Genomic DNA, 22,036 nt, shown 5'->3' on the forward strand with positions numbered 1-22,036 from the left:
CAATTTACATATATAATGTACAACAAATAGAATTTGAGGTGTGTCAATTATGCTATTTCCTGATTTAGCGAATAAAATTGTACGAGAAGTACGCAGACTAATTACAGAAAATATTATTATCATTAATATAGAAGGCGTTATTATCGCAAGTACAGATACAGAAAGAATTGGCAAATTTCATGAAGGTGCACTCCGCTGCGCTAAACAAAAGAAAACCGTCATCATTACAAAAGAAGATGAAAGGCGATTGCAAGGTGTAAAGGCTGGGATGAATCTTCCTCTATTATTTCATGATGAAGTAATTGGTGTCATTGGGATTACAGGAGAACCTGAAAATATTTCACGCTACGGAGAAATATTGCGTAAGATGACCGAATTATTAATTCATGAAAACTACTTTTTAGAGCAATTAGAACTTGAGCACCGTTCTTATGAAGCTTTTGTCTTTGATTGGCTTCAAAATACAGAGTGGTCCCCGAGTTTTCTTGATCGCGCCAAAACACTTGGCATTGATTTATATAAGAAAAAACAACTTATTTTGTTTTCTATTGGCAAAAATGACACGATGCTCCAGCGTAAAATATGGCAACACATACGTAATATTTTAACAAAAGAGCATCTATTTGTTCGCTGGGGAAATGATCGTTTTATTTTATTTACAGCGATGAGCTCCAAAGAACAAACTTATCAATTTTTAAAACGATTAAAACAAGACTGCGAAACTTTATTTTCTATTCCTTTATATATAGGGATTGGACAAACAGTTACCCCAAACAATATGAGCATATGTTACGAACAAGCATTACGCGCTCTTTCTGTATCATTGGAAACGAAAAAAATTGTATTTAATGAAGATTTACGTTTAGAAATGTGTTTACAAGATATTTCTGTCGAAACGCGTGAACAATTTCTAGAGCGTACCATCGAAAACTTATTATCATTTCCTGAGCTTATGCAAACTTTACGCTTATTTATCGATTATAACCAATCTTATAAACAGACGGCTAAACAATTACATATACACATTAACACATTACATTACAGGCTAAAAAAGATTGAAGAACATACAGGACTTGATCCAAAACAATTCAAAGACTTAAACGTTTTGTACTTCGCACTTCTCCTATTAGATAATTATACAAAAAAGAATGATAAAACAGATTAATCTTTAGATGATCATACATAGAAAGAATCTCTCGACTTTTTTATCATTATAATGAAAGCACTGTTACCACGTTGTTTATTATAACTAAACACGTTAACAGTTTGAGGGGGATTTCCAATGTTAGAAAAACAAATTATTCATTCATTCGTATCTATTGTTGGCGAAGATAATGTAGATACATCCAATATGGGGCGTTTAACTTATAGTTATGATGCCACTCCAAACTTCCAAGCAATGCCTGATGCAGTCATTGCTCCTCGTAATACAAATGAAGTAGCTGAAGTGTTAAAAGTATGTAACACTCACAAAATCCCTGTGTATGTGCGCGGGTCTGGAACAAACCTTTGCGCAGGAACATGTCCACTTGAAGGCGGTATCGTCCTTATTTTCCGCCATATGAACAATATTTTAGAAATTGATGAAGAAAACTTAACAATTACTGTACAAGCTGGTGTCATTACACTTGATATTATTAAAGCGGTAGAAGAAAAAGGTTTATTTTATCCACCAGATCCAAGTTCGATGAAAATTTCTACAATCGGCGGTAATATTAATGAAAACTCAGGTGGATTACGCGGTTTGAAATATGGCGTAACACGTGATTATGTAATGGGGCTTGAACTTGTCTTACCAAATGGCGATATTATTCGCACTGGTGGTAAATTAGCAAAAGATGTAGCTGGTTACGATTTAACTCGTTTATTTATCGGTTCTGAAGGAACACTTGGCGTGGTAACAGAAGCTATATTAAAACTTGTTCCTATGCCTGAAACAAAGAAAACAATGCTTGCACTATATGAAGATATTAATGAAGCTGCACGTGCTGTTTCTTCTATTATTGCAAATAAAATCATTCCAGCAACACTGGAGTTTTTAGACCAACCGACAATTGAAGTAGTAGAAGAGTTTGCACAAATCGGTTTACCTACAGATGTAAAAGCAATTTTATTAATCGAACAAGACGGTCCGCCCGAGGTAGTCAATCGAGATATTGAAAAAATGGCTAACGTTTGTCACTCTATGAATGCGGTTGATGTTCGCGTTGCAAAAGATGAAACAGAAGCAGATGCGCTTCGTACCGCTCGCCGTAGTGCTCTATCAGCGCTCGCACGATTAAAACCTACTACAATATTAGAAGATGCGACTGTACCACGTTCACAAATCGCTCCGATGGTTGAAGCTATTAATGCCATTGCAAAAAAATATAATATTCCTATTTGTACGTTTGGACACGCTGGTGATGGGAATTTACATCCAACTTGTATGACAGACGCTCGTAATGCAGAAGAAATGCACCGAGCTGAGCAAGCTTTTGCTGAAATATTTGCGAAAGCAATTGAACTTGGTGGCACAATTACTGGTGAACATGGTGTTGGTGCAATGAAAGCTCCATATTTAGAAATGAAATTAGGTAAAGAAGGTATTGCAGCTATGCAAGGAATAAAGCAAGCTTTCGATCCAAATAACATTATGAATCCTGGAAAAATGTTCGCGAAAGACACTCGAAAAAGAGTGGTGGTTGAGCGATGACCACATTAAATAAAGAAAATATTCAAAAAGAATTTAAAGAACGATTAAGTGAAGATGAATTATTAAACTGTATGCGATGCGGTTTTTGTTTACCTACTTGTCCTACCTACATTCAATCTGGATATAAAGAGTCACATTCACCGCGCGGACGTATCGCATTAATGAAAGCAGTCGTTGATGGTTTAATCGAACCAGATGAAGATGTTGAAAATACATTAAACGTTTGTCTTGGTTGCCGTGCTTGTGAGCCTGTTTGTCCATCTGGTGTAAATTATGGACATTTATTAGAAGAAGCTCGTGATATTATTAATCAAAATAAAAAATTCTCAGTGCCAGTGAAAGCTGTTCGAAAAGTCGTTTTTGAAGGATTATTCCCCCATCAAAATCGAATGAGAACATTAACTGGACTAATCGGATTTTATCAACGTTCTGGTTTACAAACGCTAACACATAAAACAGGGATTATGAAGTTATTCCCTGAAACACTTGCAACGATGGATCTCGTTTTACCAAAAGTCCCTAAAATGAAAGCGATGAAAGATCGTCCTTCATTTTTATCTGCAGAAAGTACAAAGAAAAAACAAGTTGCATTCTTCACAGGCTGCTTAATGGATACGATGTTTTTAGAAACAAATAACGCAACGATGAAACTTCTTCAATTAGCTGGTTGTGATATCGTTATTCCGAAAACACAAAGTTGCTGCGGTGCATTGCATGGACATGCTGGTGAAAAGAGTGGAGCAAAAGAATTAGCAAAGCGAAATATAAAAGCATTCGAAAATTTAAACATCGACTACATTATTACGAATGCAGGTGGTTGCGGGGCTTATCTTGTAGACTATGATTATCTTTTAAAGGATGATCCGGATTGGGCTGAACGTGCTAAGCAGTTTGTTTCTAAAATTAAAGATATTACTGCTATACTAGTAGAACTAGACTTCCATAAGCGAACTGACTTACGACTCACGCCGCAGGTTATTACGTATCAAGACTCTTGTCATTTACGCAATGTTATGCGCACATCTTCTGAACCTCGTATGTTACTAGAGGCTATCCAAGGTGCAACATATCGAGAAATGAAAGATGCCGACCGCTGCTGTGGCTCTGCTGGTATTTACAATATTGTTCATTCAGAGTTATCAATGGAATTTCTAGATTACAAAATGGACCGTGTGCATGAAACAGAAGCAGCAACCATTGTTACTGCAAATCCAGGTTGTTTATTACAAATGAAATTGGGCATTGAGCGAGAAGGGCTTTCTCATAAAATGAGAGGAATTCACATTGTGGATTTATTATTAGAAGCAATTGAAACTAACTCGTAATAACTCGTAACATACGTAATAATAGGAAAACGGCTATCTCCTTCGTCTATGTAAAGAGATAGCCGCTTTTTTGTCTGCTACAACATTAAAAATATGTTACTTTATTATAAAAAAGAACAACAGAAACATTACAGTTTTGTAAAAATCAATCCATTATATTCCTCAAAAAATCGTTCAAACCATTGATACAATAGGATTCTTCATTTTCTATTTAGGTAACTTTATCCAAAAACCCCCTCTTAAAACCAAGTATAAAAACACTATAAATTCCTTTTATACTCTATATTTCTCTTATTTTTGCTCCCTTCTTCTCTTAGGATAAATTAGGTAATTTTAAAGTCTATGAATTTTTTTCCATCTTTTTTCTCGCAAATTGTATGCTACGATGAATTTGTCAGTCAGACAGGCTGTCAAAAACAAATCGTGTGAAAACAAATTAAAACTTTATATAGGGGGACACACATCATGAAAAAGCGTGTTTTATTATCTGTAGCTGCTGCAACAGCTCTTACTTTAGGAGTATCTTCTTTAGATGCACAAGCTGCAACAGTACAACCATCTAACGTAAAGGTTCAAAATATTCAGCATTCAAAAGTAATGATGAAACAAATGAGCCAACAAGAATTACAAGCATTCTTACAATCTATGGGAGTTGAATCATTAGCACAATGGCAACAAGGAAACTTCCAACCAAACTGCTTCATTCCTGGTCAACAACCTACTGAAAATGTTGTAACTGAGCAACCAACAGCTAAGCCAGAAACTCAAAAGCCAGTTGAGCAAAAACCTGCCGAGCAAAAGCCTGCTGAAGAAGTTCAAAAACCAGAAGCTCAAAAGCCTGCTGAAAACAACAATACTCAAAAACCTGCTGAACAAAAACCAGCTGAGCAAAAGCCTGCTGAAGAAGCAAAATCTTTAAGCGAGTTTGAACAACGTGTTGTTGAATTAACAAACGCTGAGCGTGCAAAACAAGGCTTACCAGCACTAAAAATCGATACTGAATTAAGCAAAGTAGCACGTATTAAGTCTGAAGATATGCAAAAAAACAACTACTTTGATCATAACAGCCCTACATACGGGTCTCCGTTTGACATGATGAAGAAATTTGGCATTTCTTATACATCTGCAGGTGAAAACATCGCTCAAGGCCAACGTACACCTGAAGAAGTAGTACAAGCTTGGATGAACAGCGCTGGACACCGTGCAAACATCTTAAATAACGGCTTCACTCACATCGGTGTTGGTTATGTAGAAAGCGGCAACTACTGGACACAACAATTTATTACGAAGTAAATAGATTAAAAGAGTCTTCTCATAATGAGAAGGCTCTTTTTTAAGTTTCATAGCTTTCTATTATGTATGAATAGAAAATATATAACATAAACAACATAGATCCACAGCTTACTACACTAAGCAATACATAAAATCCCCACTCTAAGTTCAAAAACAATGAAAACAATATGCCACATGCCATCACTTGAAAAATCCGTCTACTCACTAAACGAATTTTTTGTAATTTAATTGGGTCTTTTTCTTTTTCTTTGCCTTTTATTTTCTTAAATTCTTTACTCAGCATAAAAAGAAACATACTAATCCCAATCGTTAATCCTGTTTGAAAGGATATCAAATCCCCAAAATTAATAAAGAGGATAAGCATATGAATAAACAATATAAATAACGTAATTTTCTTTATAAATCCGCCTATAATACCATGCTCTCTTTCATTAAACTTAAATATATTATGTGAAATAATATACAAAAATCCATATGAAAAAATAATAAAACAGGGAATAAATGCTACAACAATTTGTTTACTCATAAACTCGTTTGGCTCACCATTTACATTCCAATGTACTGCCATACGATTTGGTAAATAGGGATAAAAACATAGTGTAAGTAAAAGACAAGCGAAAAATATTCCAAGTACATACTTATATTTGATCAAGCGATTCTCACCTCTCTTTTCTCTTAACGGCTTCGCTTCTTTTAGAGAAATCCCTGCAAAAATCTACTTTTTTCAAGTTAAAACTTATACTTTACGCATTTTCTTTTTGAAATTCTTTTATTTTATTATTTAACTTTGTAGGAAACGGCACATCAACTTCAATCGCTTCTTTCGTAATTGGATGCAAGAAATTTATCTTCATCGCATGCAATGCTTGACTGGACATATATTTTGTTTGTCCACCATATAATACATCCCCAACTAGTGGATTACCATTATGACTCATATGAACACGAATTTGATGTGTTCTACCCGTTTCTAATTGTAATGTTACGAAAGTCGTGTTTTGCTTCTTAAAATACTTTTCTACTTTATAATATGTGATAGCTTGGTCACCTTTTGGAGAAATACGACGCCTTGTAGCATGATGGCGATCCCTTCCAATAGCAGCATCAATCTTTCCTTGTTTCTTCTTTACTTTCCCTTCAACGAGCGCTGCGTACGTCCTTTTAATTTTTCTTTCCATTAATAGACGATCCATAATTGCACCAGCAATTCTATGCTTAGCAAACACGACACCACCTGTCGTATCTTTATCTAAACGATGAATATGACGCACCTTCGTCTCTAAACCTTGCATTTGAAAATGAAAAGCAACAAGATTTGCAAGCGTCCCGGTTCCACCTTTTTCAGCAGGGTGTGTGTCCATTTGCTCTGGTTTATTTACGATGAGTACGTGATCATCTTCGTATACTACATGTAATTCGCCATATTCTGGATCTACACCGTACTCTTCCTCCGCAAACATATGGACTTGTAACTTATCGTTCTCTTTTAAAAGCTCATTCCATCTTCTTTGTTCCCCGTTAACCGTAACACCTTTTTCCATACGAAGCTGATGTAATAGCTTTTTCGGTATTTCCCATTCTACTTTTAATACCGATTCAATACTTATACCATTCCATTTAGCTGGAACAGTAATTTCACACCATTCGCCCTTTTTCTTTGTTTCCATACTGTTTATCACCTTATTTCTATTGATTCTCTCATTGTAACGGAAAACATGCTTGGATGCACTGTCAAAAATAGAGGACAGTCTTATAATAGACTGCCCCTCAAGCTCTAAGTCTTTTCATTTCTAACAATACTTCTTCAGCTTTTTGTTCATACGATAAATCTTTAAAGAAATCCGCCAACCTTTTATAGTCATTGTAAGCATCTAATAAATCGTCCATCTTTTCTATTTTCATTACTTGTTGTTTTTGTTTCATTTTTACTGGATAGCGATAACCTGATACTTCTTGTATTTTGTAATACTCATCCTCTACTTGAACGACCTTTACAAGTTCTTCCTCTTCTGCATCCATCGTATACCCGTCAAATTCTCTAAGTAGTTCATAAATGATATGAGTCCATTCATCTTTTGGATAAAATCCTTTTTCTAACCGATAACCGACAATGCGATACATATGCCCATCGTTCTCGGCAAACTGTACTGTATCATTTAACTTAAACTTAAAATAACGAAACATTGCCTTCACCTACTTATTATGTAATGTTCTTATCACATACTATTTGCAAAATGTAGGCTTGGCTATTCATAAAAAATGCTCATCATATTGATGAGCATTTTTTACGATGCTTTTTCTCTTTTTTTTCGAAATGGTAACCACCAGTTCCAGTCTCCAAATAACTTCATTAAGCTTGGTACGAGCATAAGACGAATAATTGTTGCATCAAGAAATATTGCTAATGCAACGCCAAGACCCATCTGCTTTACTGGTAAAATATCAGTAAATGCGAATGCACCAGTTACAACAATCATTATTAAAGCAGCTGATGTAATAATTCTACTTGTTGAAACGAGCCCTTCTAACGTTGCTTGATCGTTATCTCCTGTTTCTTCATAGAGCTCATGAATACGTGAAATAAGAAATACTTCATAATCCATACTAAGCCCAAATACGAGGCCAAAAATGAAGATTGGTAAGACAAACAGAACCGGACTTGCTTCTAAACCGAAATGACCACCTTCAAATAACCAAACAACAATTCCAATGGTTGCACTTAAACTAAGTATATTCATAACAATTGCCTTAATTGGAATGAGTATAGATCGGAATGCAAATAATAATATAACAAAGGTCGATCCAAATATAACAGACATACCAATTACAACTTTATCTTTAATTTCATCTTCTAATTCTTGTTGAAACGTCGTCATTCCGCCTAGATAATACATAACATCCGTTTCTTTATAGTTCTTTTTAAAGTCACGTACCCACTGTTTTGCAGTCTCTGTACGTGGTTTTGTTTTCAAAAAGATTTCTATCGTCGTCTTATTCCCTTGCGTGTATGCTTCAAATACAGGAGTTAGTTTCGCTGATTCTGGCGACTGCAACATTCCAACAACTTGATCTGCTTTCATTCCAGTTAACCCGTCGTATAAACTTCTTACTTCATGTACTTTCTTATCATCTTTTAACTTTTGAACGACTTCTTCTATCTTTTGTAGACTTTCTTTTTCTTTCATATCTTTTTTCGTCTCTACAACTAACGTAACATCAGCGTGTGTTTTGACAGTTTCATTAAATACTTCTTCATACTTTTCATATGCAATCCTTGTATCACTCTTTTCAGGTAAAGCTTCAACACCAGGGAACTGCAAATTAGCTGTACGTAACGGTAATAAGCAAATAACAATAAATGTTGTAACAACAATAATCATTGCAATTGGATGTTTCATCACAAATTTTGCAAATTTACGCCATGCTTTTGCCGGCGTATGTGCTACTTGATTCTTTTTTAATATTCTTTTACCGATTAACGATAATAGTGCTGGAAGAAGTGTGAGTGAGAATAAAATACTCATAATGACAACAATCATTCCGCTAATCGCGACAGATTGAATATAATCTATCTTAAAGAAAAACAAACCGGATAACCCAACAAATACGCATAATCCTGAAAATACAATCGCACGTCCTGCCGTTTGATATGTAATTGCTATCGCTTCTTTTACCGTTCGTTTAGCAACTTCCTCTCGAAAACGGTTCACAAATAATAGCGCAAAATCAATAGATAATGCAAGTCCAATCATCGGTGCAACGTTTAACACGAAAATAGATAGTTCTTTATCAACACCGATGAAATACAATATCCCCATCGTACTAATAACACTAAGCGCCCCATTCAAAATCGGTAAAATTGATGCCAAAAGACTACCAAACGAAAATAGTAATACAAGAAACGCAATTGGTAATCCAATCATTTCTGCTACTTTTAAATCATTTTGCGTTCTTTCATTAATCTCTTGATTAATTTTCGGAAATCCTGTAGGTGTTACTTTTAATGCTACATTACTTTCTTTCTCAATCTCATCAGCAAATTGTAATGTCTTTTCCATTCTTTCTTTATTTGTTTTCCCGGAAAATAAAATTGTCGCATAACCGATGTCATCTTGTAGCATTTCTTTATTTTGGATTGGGTGATGGAAAGATTCATAGTTCTCTTTCTCCTGAACATTCTTTACAATTTCATCTATTCGCTTTTTAAATTCCTCATGCGAAGCATCTTTATTTTTCTCAAAAACGAGCAGAAGCGTATCTTGAGACTTCTTAAAATCTTTATCTAAAATTTCTTTCGTTTTTTGATAGTCGCCTTCCGTTTGGAAACCATCACCACCTAATACTCCCGGTAGCTTTGGAGCAAAAATCCCAAGTGCGATTGCGAGCAACAGTAATGCTACAATTACTGTATAACGGAACTGATACAAAAAGGCTCCTAACTTCCCCCACTTATCAACTTTATGTACATTTGTCTTCACACATTTTCACCTACTTTACATGATTCAATTGTCACTTATACTGTATCACATCTTGATATAAACAAAAAACGTCTGGAAAACTATAATGATAGTTTTTCCAGACGTCTTTCTTTCTATCTCTCTTTATTAAGCCCTAATCTCTCAGTAAGTAAACGATGGTAGTAAATCGCCATAATTAACAAAATACCACCTACGCAGTAACCAGCTAAAATATCAGTTGGGTAATGTACATTTAAAATGACTCTACTTAATCCAATCGATACAATTACTATACCCATCAAAATCGTTGTGGCACATTTGCCAGCTACGCTTTTCAAATTAGCAGCAATGATATAAGTAAGAAATCCAAATGTCATAATCGATAGCATTGCATGTCCACTAGGAAAACTATATCCAAGTGCATCTAGCGCTTCATTTAATGACGGACGTTCTCTCTTTACAATCTCTTTTATCCCTTTATTCACAAGATGTGTTATTAAAATTCCCAATGGATATACAATCATCGTAGCATAATAACGCTTCTTCCAAAAAACAAGCAAACTTATAACGAGCGTAGCGACTATCCCAATTGCTGATCCCAATTTTGTAAAGTACGAGAAAAATGTAAGAGAACTTTCCGTTTGCAGCCCTCTTACTAATCCACGGACATATGTATCCATCACTGTAACGCCACCTGCATGTACGCGCCAAGCAACAATACCAAATACAGCAAATAACAAACCGATACACATTAGCTCATACTGATGTAACTTCTTCTTCAAACGATTTCCTCCTACTATGAAAAAATGCGATTTCTACTTTAGAAACCGCATTTCCTTACTTATTTACCTTTTGTTTTTAGCTCTGTCCAGTAACGATCATAGTCTTTTAACTTATCGTCCACATCAACAAGCCATTCTGTACGATCTAACTCTTCTTTCGTTAAGAAAATCATGTGATTATCACGGTATTCTTTACTATGAAGAGGATGAGCTTTTTCATTTGGATTACTGTAACCAATTGATTCGTAGTTTTTCACACTTACTTTTTCATCTAGTAAGTAGTTCATAAATTTCTCAGCAAGCTCTTTATGTTTTGCACCTTTTGGAATTGCTAACGTATCAGCCCAAATTGTGCCGCCTTCTTTTGGTACAACATATTCTACATCTTTATTATCTTTTGCGATAAATGCTGCATCTCCAGACCAAACTGTTCCGATCCAAGCATCTTCTGTAATGAATTTTTGTTTAATGTTATCTGTATCAAACGCTAATAAGTTTGGAAGCAGCTTCTTTAAATCATCTGCTGCTGTCTTTAATTGTGCATCGTCTTTCGTACTGTTTGAGAACCCGTGCTTCTTAAGACCCATTCCTAATACTTCACGAGAATCGTTTAGTAACGTTACATGTCCTTTATATTTCTCATTCCATAAGTCAGCCCAGCTTGTAGGTGCTTCTTTCACATACTTTTTATTGTATGCAATCCCTGTTACACCCCAAGTGTACACTAAAGAATATTTATTCTCTGGATCAAACGCAGGTGTTTTAAAATTAGAAACCATGTTTTCGATATTCGGGATATTCTTTTTATCTAACGGTGCTAATAAGTCCATTTTCGCCATTGTTTTAACCATGTAATCAGACGGCTGGATTAAGTCATACTTTGCGCCACCAGCTTGTAATTTCGCAAGCATTTCTTCATTACTTGCGTACTTGTCATAGTTAATTTTCACATTATATTTCTTTTCAAAATCTTTTAGCACCTGCTCATCAAAATTGTCAGCCCAGCTATAAATATTTAATTCTTCTTTCTTTTCACCACAACCAGCAAGCACACCAGCAACAAGGCTAAAGCTAATTGCTACGCCAGCTATTCTTTTCATTAATTTCATCTGTTTATTACCCCCTTGTACTTTCTATATCGTTCGTATTATAAAGGAAGGTGTCCTCCAGAGTTTTCTTCACCATCTGCACCTTTGTTCCGGAAGATTTCAGATAGAACCATTAATCCTACGATAGCCACAATTAAAATTGTAGAAAGAGCATTAATTTCTGGTGATACTCCGCGCTTAACCATACTGTAAATGTATAGTGGCAATGTTGTTGATCCTGGTCCTGATACGAAGAAACTAATTACAAAATCATCAATTGATAATGTGAATGTTAATAATGCTGCTGAAATAACTCCCGGTGCAATTGCTGGGAACGTTACATAACGAAACGTTTGCCAAGGTGTTGCTCCTAAATCATTTGCAGCTTCTTCTAAGTCACGTCCCATACTTGAAAGACGCGCAGCTAAAATAACAACAACAAACGAAATACTAAATGTAATATGCGCAATAATAATCGTTGTTTGTCCAAGTTCCATTCCTAACTGACTGAAAAGAATTAGTAAAGATAATCCCATTAAAATATCAGGAATTAAAATTGGTAAATATACAAGGCCATTAATAGCCCCTTCGAAACGATATTTATAACGATGTAAAGCAATTGCAAAGAATACACCAAGTACCGTTGTCACAATCGTTGTTATAACTGCAATCGTAATACTATTTACAAATGCATCAATAACATCTTGTTTTTGAAATAAATCTGTATACCAATGGAATGTAAAACCTTCCCACTCCGCATTAATGCGAGAGTCGTTGAAAGAATAGACCATTAAAACCATCATTGGAAAATACAAGAATAACAAAATTAACCAAGAATAAGAAACTAAAAACTTCTTCATCTTTGCCTATTCCCCTCCGTTCTCATTATATTTATATACTTTCGTTGCACGATAATATAAGTAAATTAACAGAACAGAGAATAGAACAACGATAATCGATAACGCAGATCCAAACGGCCAGTCACGTGCACCTAAGAATTGATTTTGAATAACGTTTCCGATTAATGCTACTTTCGATCCGCCCATCACGTCTGATACAACAAACATTCCGATAGAAGAAACGAATACTAAAATAGAACCAGTCGCAATTCCTGACATCGTCATCGGCACTGTTATATTCCAAAATGCCTTTATTGGTGTTGCTCCTAAATCATAAGCCGCTTCTAGCTTACGCTTATCCAGCTGCTCAATTGCTGCATACACTGGTAAAATCATAAATGGTAATAAAGAATAGACCATTCCGAGTATTACAGAAGGAGTATTATATAATAAATTTAACGGTTCACTAATAATGCCAAGCTTTAATAACAACGTATTCACAAGACCTTGTGAACGTAAAATAACAATCCATGCGTATGAACGAACAAGAAAGTTAATCCAAAACGGGATCGTTGCCAATAATAAAAGAATAGAGCGGTATTTGCGGTCAACAATTGTAATTGTATACGCAAACGGATAACCAATTAATAAACATATTACTGTTGTAATAACTGCGATCTTAACAGTTTCCCATAACGTTCCTAAGTACAATGGATCAAATACACGGGAGATATTCTCCAGCGTAAATTGCATTTCTACTGTCCCGTAAGCTCCGCGCTGCATGAAGGCGAATCCTAATACGAATACGAGCGGGATTAGGAAGAAAATTAACAGCCACGCGACTGTAGGTAGTGCGAGTAATTTCCCTTTTTTCAATTTAAGGTCACCTCGTCCTCTTGCTCCCAGCCTACATATACATTATCTCCAATGCTCCACTGCGCTGCCTCTTCAGCAGTTTGATATGCCATTAGTAATTCTGATGTTTTCTCATCACGTACATAAAGCTTCTCCATATTTCCGACAAACTCAATATCTTCAATATGTCCAAGATGGTATTCTTTTAAAATTGGTTCTTCAACCGAACGTACTTTTACATTTTCAGGGCGAATTGCTACATAGCCTTCCCCGTTCTTCACAATATTATTTTCACCGATGAATGTCGCAACGAACAATGTTTTCGGCTTATTATAAATTTCTTTCGGCGTTCCGATTTGTTCGATATGTCCTTTATTCATAACGACAATACGATCGCTCATGCTCATTGCTTCTTCTTGATCGTGCGTTACGTATATGAACGTAATTCCTAAATTACGTTGTAAGTTTTTCAATTCACGTTGCAAGTCTTTTCGTAACTTAAAGTCAAGCGCTCCAAGTGGCTCATCTAATAGTAATACACGCGGATTATTTACAATCGCTCTTGCAATTGCAACACGCTGCTGTTGTCCACCAGAAAGCTTCGCAGGTTTACGATTACGGAACTCAAGTAACTGCGTTAAACGCATTGCCTCTTCAGCACGCTCTTTCTGCTCTGCTGCTGATACTTTCTGCATTTTCATACCAAAACAAATATTCTTCTCTACTGTCATATGTGGGAATAGTGCGTAATGTTGGAACACTAGGTTCATATGACGTTTATATGGCGGCAAATCGTTAATTCTTTCATCATCTAATAAAAGATTCCCTTTAGTTGGAGTTTCAAATCCTGCGATCATACGAAGTAAAGTCGTTTTCCCGCAGCCACTCGGCCCTAAAATTGTTAAAAACTCTCCCTCTTTAATATCTAAAGAAAGAGGTGGGATAATCACTTGATTTCCAAAATATTTTTCAACTGCTTCAACTTTAATAATCTTTTTCATTTTCCCGTCCTATCTACCTTAAATTTAAAATTTTTATATTCATGAATAAATATTTATGTTCTATAGACTATTTTTTGTTTCGATCCAAACAAAAATGGTTATTTAACAAGCGTTCGTTTCTATTCTTTATGTAGTATGTTTGATTCATTTTCGCATGATACATAACGTCGAACAGAAAAACCCCTTCCATTGCGAAGGGGCTTTTATCATACGGCTACGCCTACTGATAAACACCATCATCATTTTAACAACTTTCGTATGAATTTTAAAGCACTTTTTGTAGAAGAGTAACGAATTTTCATGTCGAATGCTGTAGATTGGGCTAAAATGCTTTTATAATGTGAAAAAGTCCGAAAACTTTCTTTCCCATGATAACCCCCTAATCCACTACTTCCAACACCCCCAAAAGGTAAATATGGCGTGGCAAGATGATAGACAACATCATTAATACAGCCTCCACCATATGAAATATTACTCGTCACTTTCTTTTGTACTTCTTTATCTTCAGAAAATACATATAACGCTAACGGCTTCGGATGTTGCTGGATTGTGCCAATTACATCTTCTATGTTGTCGTACTCTATGATTGGTAAAATCGGACCAAAAATTTCATCTTCCATAACAGTATCTTTCCATGTAATATCCGCTAGTACTGTCGGTTCAATATGTAATGTATCTTTCTTATAGTTTCCACCAATTACGACTTGACCATCTTGTAAAAATCCACATAATCTTTCAAAATGACGCTCACTTACAATACGCACATAATTTTCATTTTGCAAAGGTTCTTTACTATACTGCTCTATAATTTCATGTCGCAGTGCCTCAATTAGCTTTTCTTTCACGGAAGAATGCACATACATATAATCAGGCGCTACACACGTCTGCCCTGCATTTAAAAACTTACCCCAAACAATTCTTCTTGCTGTCATCTCTATCTTTGCATCTTTATGTACAATACAAGGACTTTTCCCGCCAAGTTCTAAAGTGAGCGGCGTCAACTGTTTCGCTGCTGCTTCCATTACAACTTTTCCAACGCCAACACTACCAGTAAAGAAAATATAATCAAATGGTTCCCTCAGCAAAGATGTACTCTCTTCAACGCCACCTTCTACTACCGCTACAAGCTCTTCTGGGAATAATTCATCTAACATTCTCTTAAGCACTTTTGAAACGCTTGGTGTTAACTCTGACGGCTTTAAAACGATTGTATTTCCAGCTGCCAGTGCTCCTACAAGTGGTGCAATTGCTAATTGAAAAGGATAGTTCCACGGTGCAATAATAAGTGTCACACCATACGGTTCTGGCACTACTTTTCCTTTTGATCCAAAATGAGTAAGTGCTGTTCGAACTCGTTTCGGTTTACTCCACGATGACATATGTTTCAATTGAAAGGAAATTTCTTTTAATACATATCCAACTTCCGTTGTAAACGACTCGTGAACTGACTTATTTAAATCTAATTTCAATGCCTGAAATATTTCTTCTTCAAAATGCTGAATGCCTTCATAAAGCTTCTTCAAATTATTCTTTCGCATTTCGATGCTTCTCGTATGCCCTTTTAAAAAATATTCCTTTTGCCTACTTACAATAGAGGAAATACTCATTCACTCACCTTCTCCCACTATTTTTATCCAATTCTTTCATTATTTATATAGACTTCATATATAACAAATTTCTATTCTTAAAGTTACATTATATATGACTTTTTCAGCTATATAAAATTCATTGCTCACAAAAAAACTACCGAAAGAAAATCTCTCGGTAGTTTTACAGTATTAACGATATAAACGAACAGCACCTGCAGAATTATCATCAGCTTGTCCTACTACTTCAAACTTCAGACCAAGCTTCGGTAAAATACGTCCTGCATCTGGAATCTGTTGATTAATATACGTTTTAGAATCATCAAACTTCGGTACACCTGCTAAACCATCATACGTATACGTTCCACGCGTTGGAGATACAACTTTCCAAGCTGGCGTTTTATCGAATGAGAACGCCGCATCTGCGATTTGGAATCGCGTACTACTTTCCACTGTCGGTTTACCATTTAAAGTTCCTACAATTGCTTCTGGATGAGAATCAACTACACCTAGGAAACCGTGTCCTGGATGTACACCTACCCAGTTATCTGTGTAAGCTGAATCTGCATACCATACGACCATACCAGCGTTATATACTGGACCACGTGCAAATTTTAACGCGTTATCTGAACCAGCATAGTTTCTCCACTCAACATAGTAGTTATGGCTTTTCTTCTCTGTTCCGTTAGAAACAGCAAAACCATCTAATTTGAATTGCGGCGTACCTTCTGCGTCATCAGAGAATACTACTTTATCATCTACTGTTAATGAAGCATTATCAAGTAAGAAACCATTTAATGCTAAACCACCATCAGTAATGTAATCAAATGTTAATTTTACTTTCTTACCTTTGAACTGGCTTAAATCATATGATTTGTCAATCCATTTTCCATTTGTCGAATCTGCATTTCCACTATTTGCTTTCTCACCAAGTCTTTCAATTAACGTTTGTTGACCATCTTCCGTTACAGCGTGTACTTCCAGGAAATCATACTCTGCTTCAATTTCATATAATGATTTGAAGTCAAATTTTGCAGTCGTTGCATTTGTTAAATCGAACAGTGGTGTTTCCATCTTCGTATGAAGATCATCACCTTTTGTGCTGTAGTAATACTGTTTTCCGAATGCCGGCTCAATTGTTTTTATATCTTTGTCTGGTAAGTTAACACGAATCATACCCGGACGGTTAGATTTCGTAACACTTTGGTCTAAATATGTTGCTAGGCCGATACCTTTATTTAATTTCTCGTAATCTACTTCTACGATATTTGCCCAGTTACCACCGATTGTTTTTTGGAAAAACTCTTTATTTTGTGGTGATAAGCTCGTTGGTGTTGTACCTGCAATTTTACCAGCCCAGCTTCCGCCACTCATGATAGACCAAGCTTGAATTGGCTCACCAGCACCGCTATATTGTGTATCATATTCATCTGGTAAACCTAAATCATGACCATATTCATGCGCGAATACACCAACTGCTCCATCTTCTGGTTCAATTGTGTAGTCGAACGCTGCCATCTTTCCACCCCAATATGGAACTTTCGCTTGTGTACCTTCAATTGCGAATGGTTTTGGTCCAACTGTCCAGCGATGTGACCAAATTGCATCATCACCTAATTTACCACCACCTGCTTCTTGTCCAACACCTGCATGAATAATCATTAAGTGATCAATTAAACCATCCGGTTGATTTTTATTTCCATCACCATTTACATCATATTGATCAAATTGATCAAACTCTGATAGATCAAGACCGCTATCTACAGCTGCTTTTAATGCATCTTTTACTAAATCCCGTGGTCCTTTTGGTCCTTTATTATCATGACCGCCGCTAGCAGCATCTGCACCGTAATCAGCAGCTTTACCAGGAACTGTTAACCATTTTGTAACTGTTCCATCTACAGTGTAACTACCACCAGATTGCTCTTCGTAATATTGTTTAAACGTTTCAATTTTACTTCCATCATCTAATGTAAACGGCTCGTCACCGAATAGCATTTTTTCATAATGTTCTTTATTAAAATCTTCCGAATACATATAACCAGGCTCTTTGTCGATATTGTTATGTTTAAAGTCAGCGTACTCTACAAGTAAAACGAGTACTTTATCTTTACGTACATCACCGTTATACGCTTTTTGCTTTGCTGGAGATGTTGGTACTTTACCATTTAGACCACCTTTAACTGGTCCTGTCGCTGCAGGTGTTCCTGTTGCAGGGTTATCTAATTTTTCTTTCGTGTCTGCTTTCGCATCTTTCACTTTCTTTAAAAAATCAGATGCTTCTTTCGTAAGTTGATCCCCATTCGGTACTTCTTTCCCAGGATTCTCACCCTTTTTGTTCTCTACATACTTTTCGACAGCTTTCTTTGTTTCTTTCTCTGAAGCTGACGAATCAATTACCCCACGTTTTTTTAATGCATCTGCTAAACGTTCTTCCGGAATTAAATGATCATCAACTGGGCTCGTAGCTGTTTTATTCACAGGCGTTTCAGCATATGCAGATTGAGTGCCAGCTCCGAATGAAAGGCCTAATACAGCTGTTAAAGCGATTGATGACAAAACTTTGAACGGTTTCTTGTTCATCCCATATTTCCTCCCCTAATAAATAATATGTATTACAAATTGAATTTTATTAAAAATTCAATATTTTTTCAATATTTAGTCATATTATGTAATGTTTTTAATATATTTGTAAAAATTTCATAGTTAGCATACGAATATATCACAATTCAACAATGTTTTCTGAAAATATTGAAAGTTTTTATCGAACAATTTATAATTTCCATAGAGGGAGTTTAATGGGGATTTTATCTTTGTTTCATCTACACAATATTTGATAATTCACTATATAAAACAAAAAATCGGATTGCATTATCATGTATTCTGTAGCAGCAATTATGACCGATAATTAGGGAGGAATTACATTTGTACAAAGATAAGACAGACGCACTGGATCAAGAATGGATTGATTTAATACTTGAAGCTCTAGATGCTGGTATCGCCATGCAAGACATCGAGCAATTTTTCCAACGTATGAAGCCATCCAGTCAGGCTCAATAGGTTTGTTCTTTTTAACGAAGTTTATGTTATAATAATGACATCATAAGACAACTACATATTGATAGAAAGGTGCGCAAATATGATTGGAGAACGTATAAAACGCCTTCGTTTACAAAAAGGTATTTCATTAACTGAACTTGCCGAAAAAGCTGGCGTTGCTAAATCTTACATTAGTTCTATAGAACGAAATTTACAAAAAAACCCTTCCATTCAGTTTCTTGAAAAGATCGCAGCAGTTCTACAAATTCCAGTTGATACTTTACTTCATGATGAAACAACAAAGGAAACTAACCTAGACTCCGAATGGACACAACTCGTTAAAGATGCAATGAACTCTGGTGTCTCCAAAGAACAATTTCGTGAATTTCTTGAATTTACAAAGTGGAAGCAAAATCAAAAATAATAATAGAAAGAAGTGCTTACAACCAGCACTTCTTTTTCTTTATAAAAAAAAGCGGGAATACCCGCTTTTTTATTATTTTTCTTCCCCAGCTTCTTGGTTAGCATTGAATGTCCATTCTAAATTCAATGTATCACCTTGGAAGATATTTTGATCTTTTCCATCATCTACAAATTCAAATTGTACCCATAGATAATCCTCTGTACCAGCTGCTAATCCACCCTTTTCTCCCCACTCAGGAGCAAAGATATCTTTAGCTAAAAGATCTGGATCAACTTTTTGTAAGTCTGCTAAAGTTGTTTCGTATACAGGCTCACTTTGTTTATCCCAGTTCCAAAGGAATTTTACTTTAACGTGCTTACCAAAGTCTTCACCAGCATTATCACCTTTTGCATCTTTAACAGTATACTTTGTTGCTAATTTAACGTCTTTAATAGTTAACGAACCGCTGTTTTGTAATAAGAACTCTTTCTTAACAGAATCCCCTGGTTTTAAATCTTTAATATCTACAAGCGTCTTAGGGTTTAATGTAAGGTCTAACGTCCCAGCTGCAAATGTATTGTTTGATACTTCTTTATCGCTAAAGAATGCAAATGTTCCTCCACCAATTAAAGCTAACCCCAATGCTGCTGATGCAACTCCCATACCTAATTTCTTTTTCAGACTCACAATCAATTCCCCCTAGCTTTTTTTTATATTTTTATCACTTATTTTTCAATAAGAGATGTAAAGAAAACTATATTAGCTTAGCTAATATGTGTTCTTTTTTAAAAACCTTATGTTCATTATAACGAACAATCCTATATAAACACAACACATATTTATTAATATTTTCAGTTATTTTTATTTCTCAATATCATTCAGACTTTTCAGAAAAATATTGATAATTTATATCTTTTTTCACACTCAAATCATTTAATACTATAAGAAAAAAGAAAAATAAAGAGGTGAGGGCTAACGTTCCCTCACACTCGTATAAATATTACTAGTCTTGCTTATTCGTTCACTCTCTCTTACACCACATTCTTGTTTTCCAGCTGTTTCACTAAAGCAGTTACTCTGCTTACTTCTGCTCTTCTAGCTTTTTCTGTTCTTCCGCTTTCTTTTGTTCTTCTACTTTCTTTTGTTCTTCTACTTTCTCCTGTTCTTCTACTTTCTTCTGTTCTTCTACTTTCTTCTGTTCTTCTACTTTCTTCTGTTCTTCTACTTTCTTCTGTTCTTCTACTTTCTTCTGTTCTTCTACTTTCTTCTGTTCTTCTGCTTTCTTCTGTTCTTCTACTTTCTTTTGTCCTTCTGCTTTCTTCTGTTCTTCTACTTTCTTCTGTTCTTCTGCTTTCTTCTGTTCTTCTACTTTCTTTTGTCCTTCCGCTTCAATTGCAACGTTTAATTGTTGCTGAAGAGCCTGAATTTGCTCATCAATAGCTTTCAAGCTAATTTCTTTCTCAATATAGTCACGCTTCTCTTTGATACTGCGAAAGCCTTCATTTACATATATGGACACTTGCTGCATCGACTCATCTTTATTTACCTTTAATTCTTCTTGTATTTGATTGTAAGGAGCTTCTATTTCAGTATATACATTTTGCAGAGCTTCCTTCTCAGCAACAATTTTCTCACGCCCTTGTTGCCATACAGAAATCGCCTGTTTTATTTCTTCAATAGAAGTTGCTTTCGATTTCCCCTTCATCGTTCCATACTCACGCTCAATAAACTGTTTATGTTTCTCAGATTGCTCTTTTAACGTATTAACTGTTTTCGGAAATATAATTGCTGTAGAAAGCGTCGCTTCTACTTTCGTTTCATGAATGAACGCCGCTTCTGTATGCGTCATAATTTGAGATCCTAAATAAAACGTAATAGAACACATACACGGCAATATAAGCATCTTTTTAAAATTACGCGGTCTTTTCAGCATCTTAATCTCTCCCATCGAACATTACGTTCTTTATACAGAACATTATCTATATTATAGTAAAGAACTATTAAAATTGATAGACAAATACTAGAAAAATAGAAAAAGGGCTATCCATGTGATAGCCCTTTTTATTATTATCTTTCTTCACCTGCTGTTTGTTGTGCATCAAACGTCCAATTTAATTGTAACTTATCGCCTTGGAATTGATTTTGATCTTTTCCATTATCAACGAACTCAAATTTCACTTTGAATTTATCAGATTTACCTGCTGAAATACCTTTTTCATCCCAGAACCAAGCCGATAAATCATTATCTACAGCTGTAAGTGTGTCACCTTTTAATTTATCTAAAGTAGTTTGTTTCACAATTGTCTCATGCTTATCTACATTTTTTAAGAATGTTACTTTAATATGTTTACCAAAATCATCTTTATTATCTTTCTTTACATCTTCTACATTATAATCTGTTTTCAGTAGAACCTTTTTAATATCTAAAGAACCTTTATTTTCTAGTTTAAATTCTTTTTCAATTGTATCCCCAGGTTTTAAATTCGATACGTTAACAACTGTTGATGGATTTAATGCTAAATCCAGTGTTCCAGCCGCAAATGTATTGTTTGACACTTCTTTATCACTGAAAAATGCAAATGTTCCTCCACCAACTAAAGCTGCTCCTAATACTGCTGATGTAATACCCATTCCTAATTTTTTCTTTAAAGTCATGTCCATATCCCCTTAATA

20 protein-coding genes are annotated in these 22,036 nt (G+C 35.3%); 6 read left to right on the forward strand and 14 right to left on the reverse strand.

Translation table 11 applies throughout. The features are described from left to right. The first annotated feature begins 40 nt into the window (after positions 1-40). From MKY38_RS15470 to MKY38_RS15485, 4 genes are all read left to right on the forward strand, one after another. Positions 41-1,165 (forward strand): CdaR family transcriptional regulator, encoded by a 1,125-nt coding sequence (locus MKY38_RS15470; RefSeq protein ID WP_114556160.1) that lies wholly within the window; start codon positions 41-43, stop codon positions 1,163-1,165. Between the two features lie 117 nt (positions 1,166-1,282). Beyond that, positions 1,283-2,695 (forward strand): glycolate oxidase subunit GlcD, encoded by a 1,413-nt coding sequence (gene glcD / locus MKY38_RS15475; RefSeq protein ID WP_065223904.1) that lies wholly within the window; start codon positions 1,283-1,285, stop codon positions 2,693-2,695. Then, positions 2,692-4,020 (forward strand): (Fe-S)-binding protein, encoded by a 1,329-nt coding sequence (locus tag MKY38_RS15480; protein ID WP_065223903.1) that lies wholly within the window; start codon positions 2,692-2,694, stop codon positions 4,018-4,020. Before glcD ends, MKY38_RS15480 begins: the two co-directional genes overlap by 4 nt. A gap of 465 nt (positions 4,021-4,485) precedes the next feature. Further along, positions 4,486-5,313: a CAP domain-containing protein gene (locus MKY38_RS15485; RefSeq protein WP_000747596.1), complete on the forward strand. Its 828-nt coding sequence runs from the start codon at positions 4,486-4,488 to the stop codon at positions 5,311-5,313. Between the two features lie 40 nt (positions 5,314-5,353). On the opposite strand, the gene MKY38_RS15490 is transcribed toward MKY38_RS15485, so the two are convergent. From MKY38_RS15490 to inhA1, 11 genes are all read right to left on the reverse strand, one after another. Then, complete coding sequence (locus tag MKY38_RS15490) at positions 5,354-5,965, reverse strand: DUF1648 domain-containing protein (protein WP_078384965.1); 612 nt, start codon at positions 5,963-5,965, stop codon at positions 5,354-5,356. Between the two features lie 91 nt (positions 5,966-6,056). Next, entirely contained in the window at positions 6,057-6,980 is a 924-nt protein-coding gene (locus MKY38_RS15495; RefSeq protein ID WP_000448348.1) for an RluA family pseudouridine synthase, read from the reverse strand. A 100-nt stretch (positions 6,981-7,080) separates the two neighbouring features. Further along, positions 7,081-7,497: a hypothetical protein gene (locus MKY38_RS15500; RefSeq protein WP_000490301.1), complete on the reverse strand. Its 417-nt coding sequence runs from the start codon at positions 7,495-7,497 to the stop codon at positions 7,081-7,083. Positions 7,498-7,598: 101 nt separating this feature from the next. Further along, a complete protein-coding gene (locus tag MKY38_RS15505; protein WP_070179967.1) occupies positions 7,599-9,791 on the reverse strand; it encodes an MMPL family transporter in 2,193 nt (730 codons plus the stop codon). A 113-nt stretch (positions 9,792-9,904) separates the two neighbouring features. Next, positions 9,905-10,552, reverse strand: coding sequence for a phosphatase PAP2 family protein (locus MKY38_RS15510; protein ID WP_341049143.1), 648 nt, complete (start codon positions 10,550-10,552; stop codon positions 9,905-9,907). Between the two features lie 59 nt (positions 10,553-10,611). Further along, positions 10,612-11,661, reverse strand: a complete 1,050-nt coding sequence (gene potD, locus MKY38_RS15515; protein ID WP_000772493.1) for a spermidine/putrescine ABC transporter substrate-binding protein PotD — start codon at positions 11,659-11,661, stop codon at positions 10,612-10,614. 38 nt (positions 11,662-11,699) lie between these two features. Then, entirely contained in the window at positions 11,700-12,500 is an 801-nt protein-coding gene (gene potC / locus MKY38_RS15520) for a spermidine/putrescine ABC transporter permease PotC (protein ID WP_000714192.1), read from the reverse strand. 6 nt (positions 12,501-12,506) lie between these two features. Then, positions 12,507-13,355: a spermidine/putrescine ABC transporter permease PotB gene (gene potB / locus MKY38_RS15525; protein WP_000715500.1), complete on the reverse strand. Its 849-nt coding sequence runs from the start codon at positions 13,353-13,355 to the stop codon at positions 12,507-12,509. Further along, complete coding sequence (gene potA / locus MKY38_RS15530) at positions 13,352-14,335, reverse strand: spermidine/putrescine ABC transporter ATP-binding protein PotA (protein ID WP_065223900.1); 984 nt, start codon at positions 14,333-14,335, stop codon at positions 13,352-13,354. The genes potB and potA overlap by 4 nt, the downstream gene beginning before the upstream one ends. A 239-nt stretch (positions 14,336-14,574) precedes the next feature. After that, positions 14,575-15,942 (reverse strand): aldehyde dehydrogenase, encoded by a 1,368-nt coding sequence (locus MKY38_RS15535; protein WP_000028375.1) that lies wholly within the window; start codon positions 15,940-15,942, stop codon positions 14,575-14,577. 171 nt (positions 15,943-16,113) lie between these two features. Continuing rightward, on the reverse strand, positions 16,114-18,504 hold the full coding sequence (gene inhA1 / locus MKY38_RS15540) for a M6 family metalloprotease immune inhibitor InhA1 (protein ID WP_078439327.1): 2,391 nt from the start codon (positions 18,502-18,504) through the stop codon (positions 16,114-16,116). A 342-nt stretch (positions 18,505-18,846) separates the two neighbouring features. On the opposite strand from inhA1, the gene MKY38_RS15545 reads away from it, so the two are divergent. Beyond that, the gene (locus MKY38_RS15545) at positions 18,847-18,981 is read left to right on the forward strand and encodes an anti-repressor SinI family protein (RefSeq protein WP_000276219.1); all 135 of its coding nucleotides are present in this window, start codon (positions 18,847-18,849) and stop codon (positions 18,979-18,981) included. Between the two features lie 79 nt (positions 18,982-19,060). After that, complete coding sequence (locus MKY38_RS15550; RefSeq protein ID WP_000578885.1) at positions 19,061-19,384, forward strand: helix-turn-helix domain-containing protein; 324 nt, start codon at positions 19,061-19,063, stop codon at positions 19,382-19,384. Positions 19,385-19,456: 72 nt separating this feature from the next. Here the strand turns inward: MKY38_RS15550 and calY are convergent, their stop codons facing one another. The 3 genes from calY to MKY38_RS15565 form a co-directional block, all read right to left on the reverse strand. Then, a complete protein-coding gene (gene calY / locus MKY38_RS15555; RefSeq protein WP_000053713.1) occupies positions 19,457-20,050 on the reverse strand; it encodes a biofilm matrix protein CalY in 594 nt (197 codons plus the stop codon). Between the two features lie 394 nt (positions 20,051-20,444). Further along, positions 20,445-21,296, reverse strand: a complete 852-nt coding sequence (locus tag MKY38_RS15560; protein ID WP_341049144.1) for a DUF4047 domain-containing protein — start codon at positions 21,294-21,296, stop codon at positions 20,445-20,447. 134 nt (positions 21,297-21,430) lie between these two features. Beyond that, positions 21,431-22,018: a CalY family protein gene (locus MKY38_RS15565; RefSeq protein WP_000172852.1), complete on the reverse strand. Its 588-nt coding sequence runs from the start codon at positions 22,016-22,018 to the stop codon at positions 21,431-21,433. Positions 22,019-22,036: the final 18 nt, after the last annotated feature.

Source organism: Bacillus sp. FSL R5-0585 (assembly GCF_038004545.1).
In the GTDB taxonomy this organism is placed as follows: Bacteria; Bacillota; Bacilli; order Bacillales; family Bacillaceae_G; genus Bacillus_A; species Bacillus_A cereus.

Excerpts from the sequence above, each read along its gene's own strand:
- MKY38_RS15560 (WP_341049144.1), bottom strand. The coding sequence starts at position 21,296 with ATGCTGAAAAGACCGCGTAATTTTAAAAAGATGCTTATATTGCCGTGT.
- MKY38_RS15480 (WP_065223903.1), top strand. The coding sequence starts at position 2,692 with ATGACCACATTAAATAAAGAAAATATTCAAAAAGAATTTAAAGAACGA.
- MKY38_RS15485 (WP_000747596.1), top strand. The coding sequence starts at position 4,486 with ATGAAAAAGCGTGTTTTATTATCTGTAGCTGCTGCAACAGCTCTTACT.
- MKY38_RS15500 (WP_000490301.1), bottom strand. The coding sequence starts at position 7,497 with ATGTTTCGTTATTTTAAGTTTAAGTTAAATGATACAGTACAGTTTGCC.
- potC (WP_000714192.1), bottom strand. The coding sequence starts at position 12,500 with ATGAAGAAGTTTTTAGTTTCTTATTCTTGGTTAATTTTGTTATTCTTG.
- MKY38_RS15535 (WP_000028375.1), bottom strand. The coding sequence starts at position 15,942 with ATGAGTATTTCCTCTATTGTAAGTAGGCAAAAGGAATATTTTTTAAAA.
- inhA1 (WP_078439327.1), bottom strand. The coding sequence starts at position 18,504 with ATGAACAAGAAACCGTTCAAAGTTTTGTCATCAATCGCTTTAACAGCT.
- MKY38_RS15550 (WP_000578885.1), top strand. The coding sequence starts at position 19,061 with ATGATTGGAGAACGTATAAAACGCCTTCGTTTACAAAAAGGTATTTCA.
- glcD (WP_065223904.1), top strand. The coding sequence starts at position 1,283 with ATGTTAGAAAAACAAATTATTCATTCATTCGTATCTATTGTTGGCGAA.
- potD (WP_000772493.1), bottom strand. The coding sequence starts at position 11,661 with ATGAAATTAATGAAAAGAATAGCTGGCGTAGCAATTAGCTTTAGCCTT.
- MKY38_RS15495 (WP_000448348.1), bottom strand. The coding sequence starts at position 6,980 with ATGGAAACAAAGAAAAAGGGCGAATGGTGTGAAATTACTGTTCCAGCT.
- potA (WP_065223900.1), bottom strand. The coding sequence starts at position 14,335 with ATGAAAAAGATTATTAAAGTTGAAGCAGTTGAAAAATATTTTGGAAAT.
- MKY38_RS15565 (WP_000172852.1), bottom strand. The coding sequence starts at position 22,018 with ATGACTTTAAAGAAAAAATTAGGAATGGGTATTACATCAGCAGTATTA.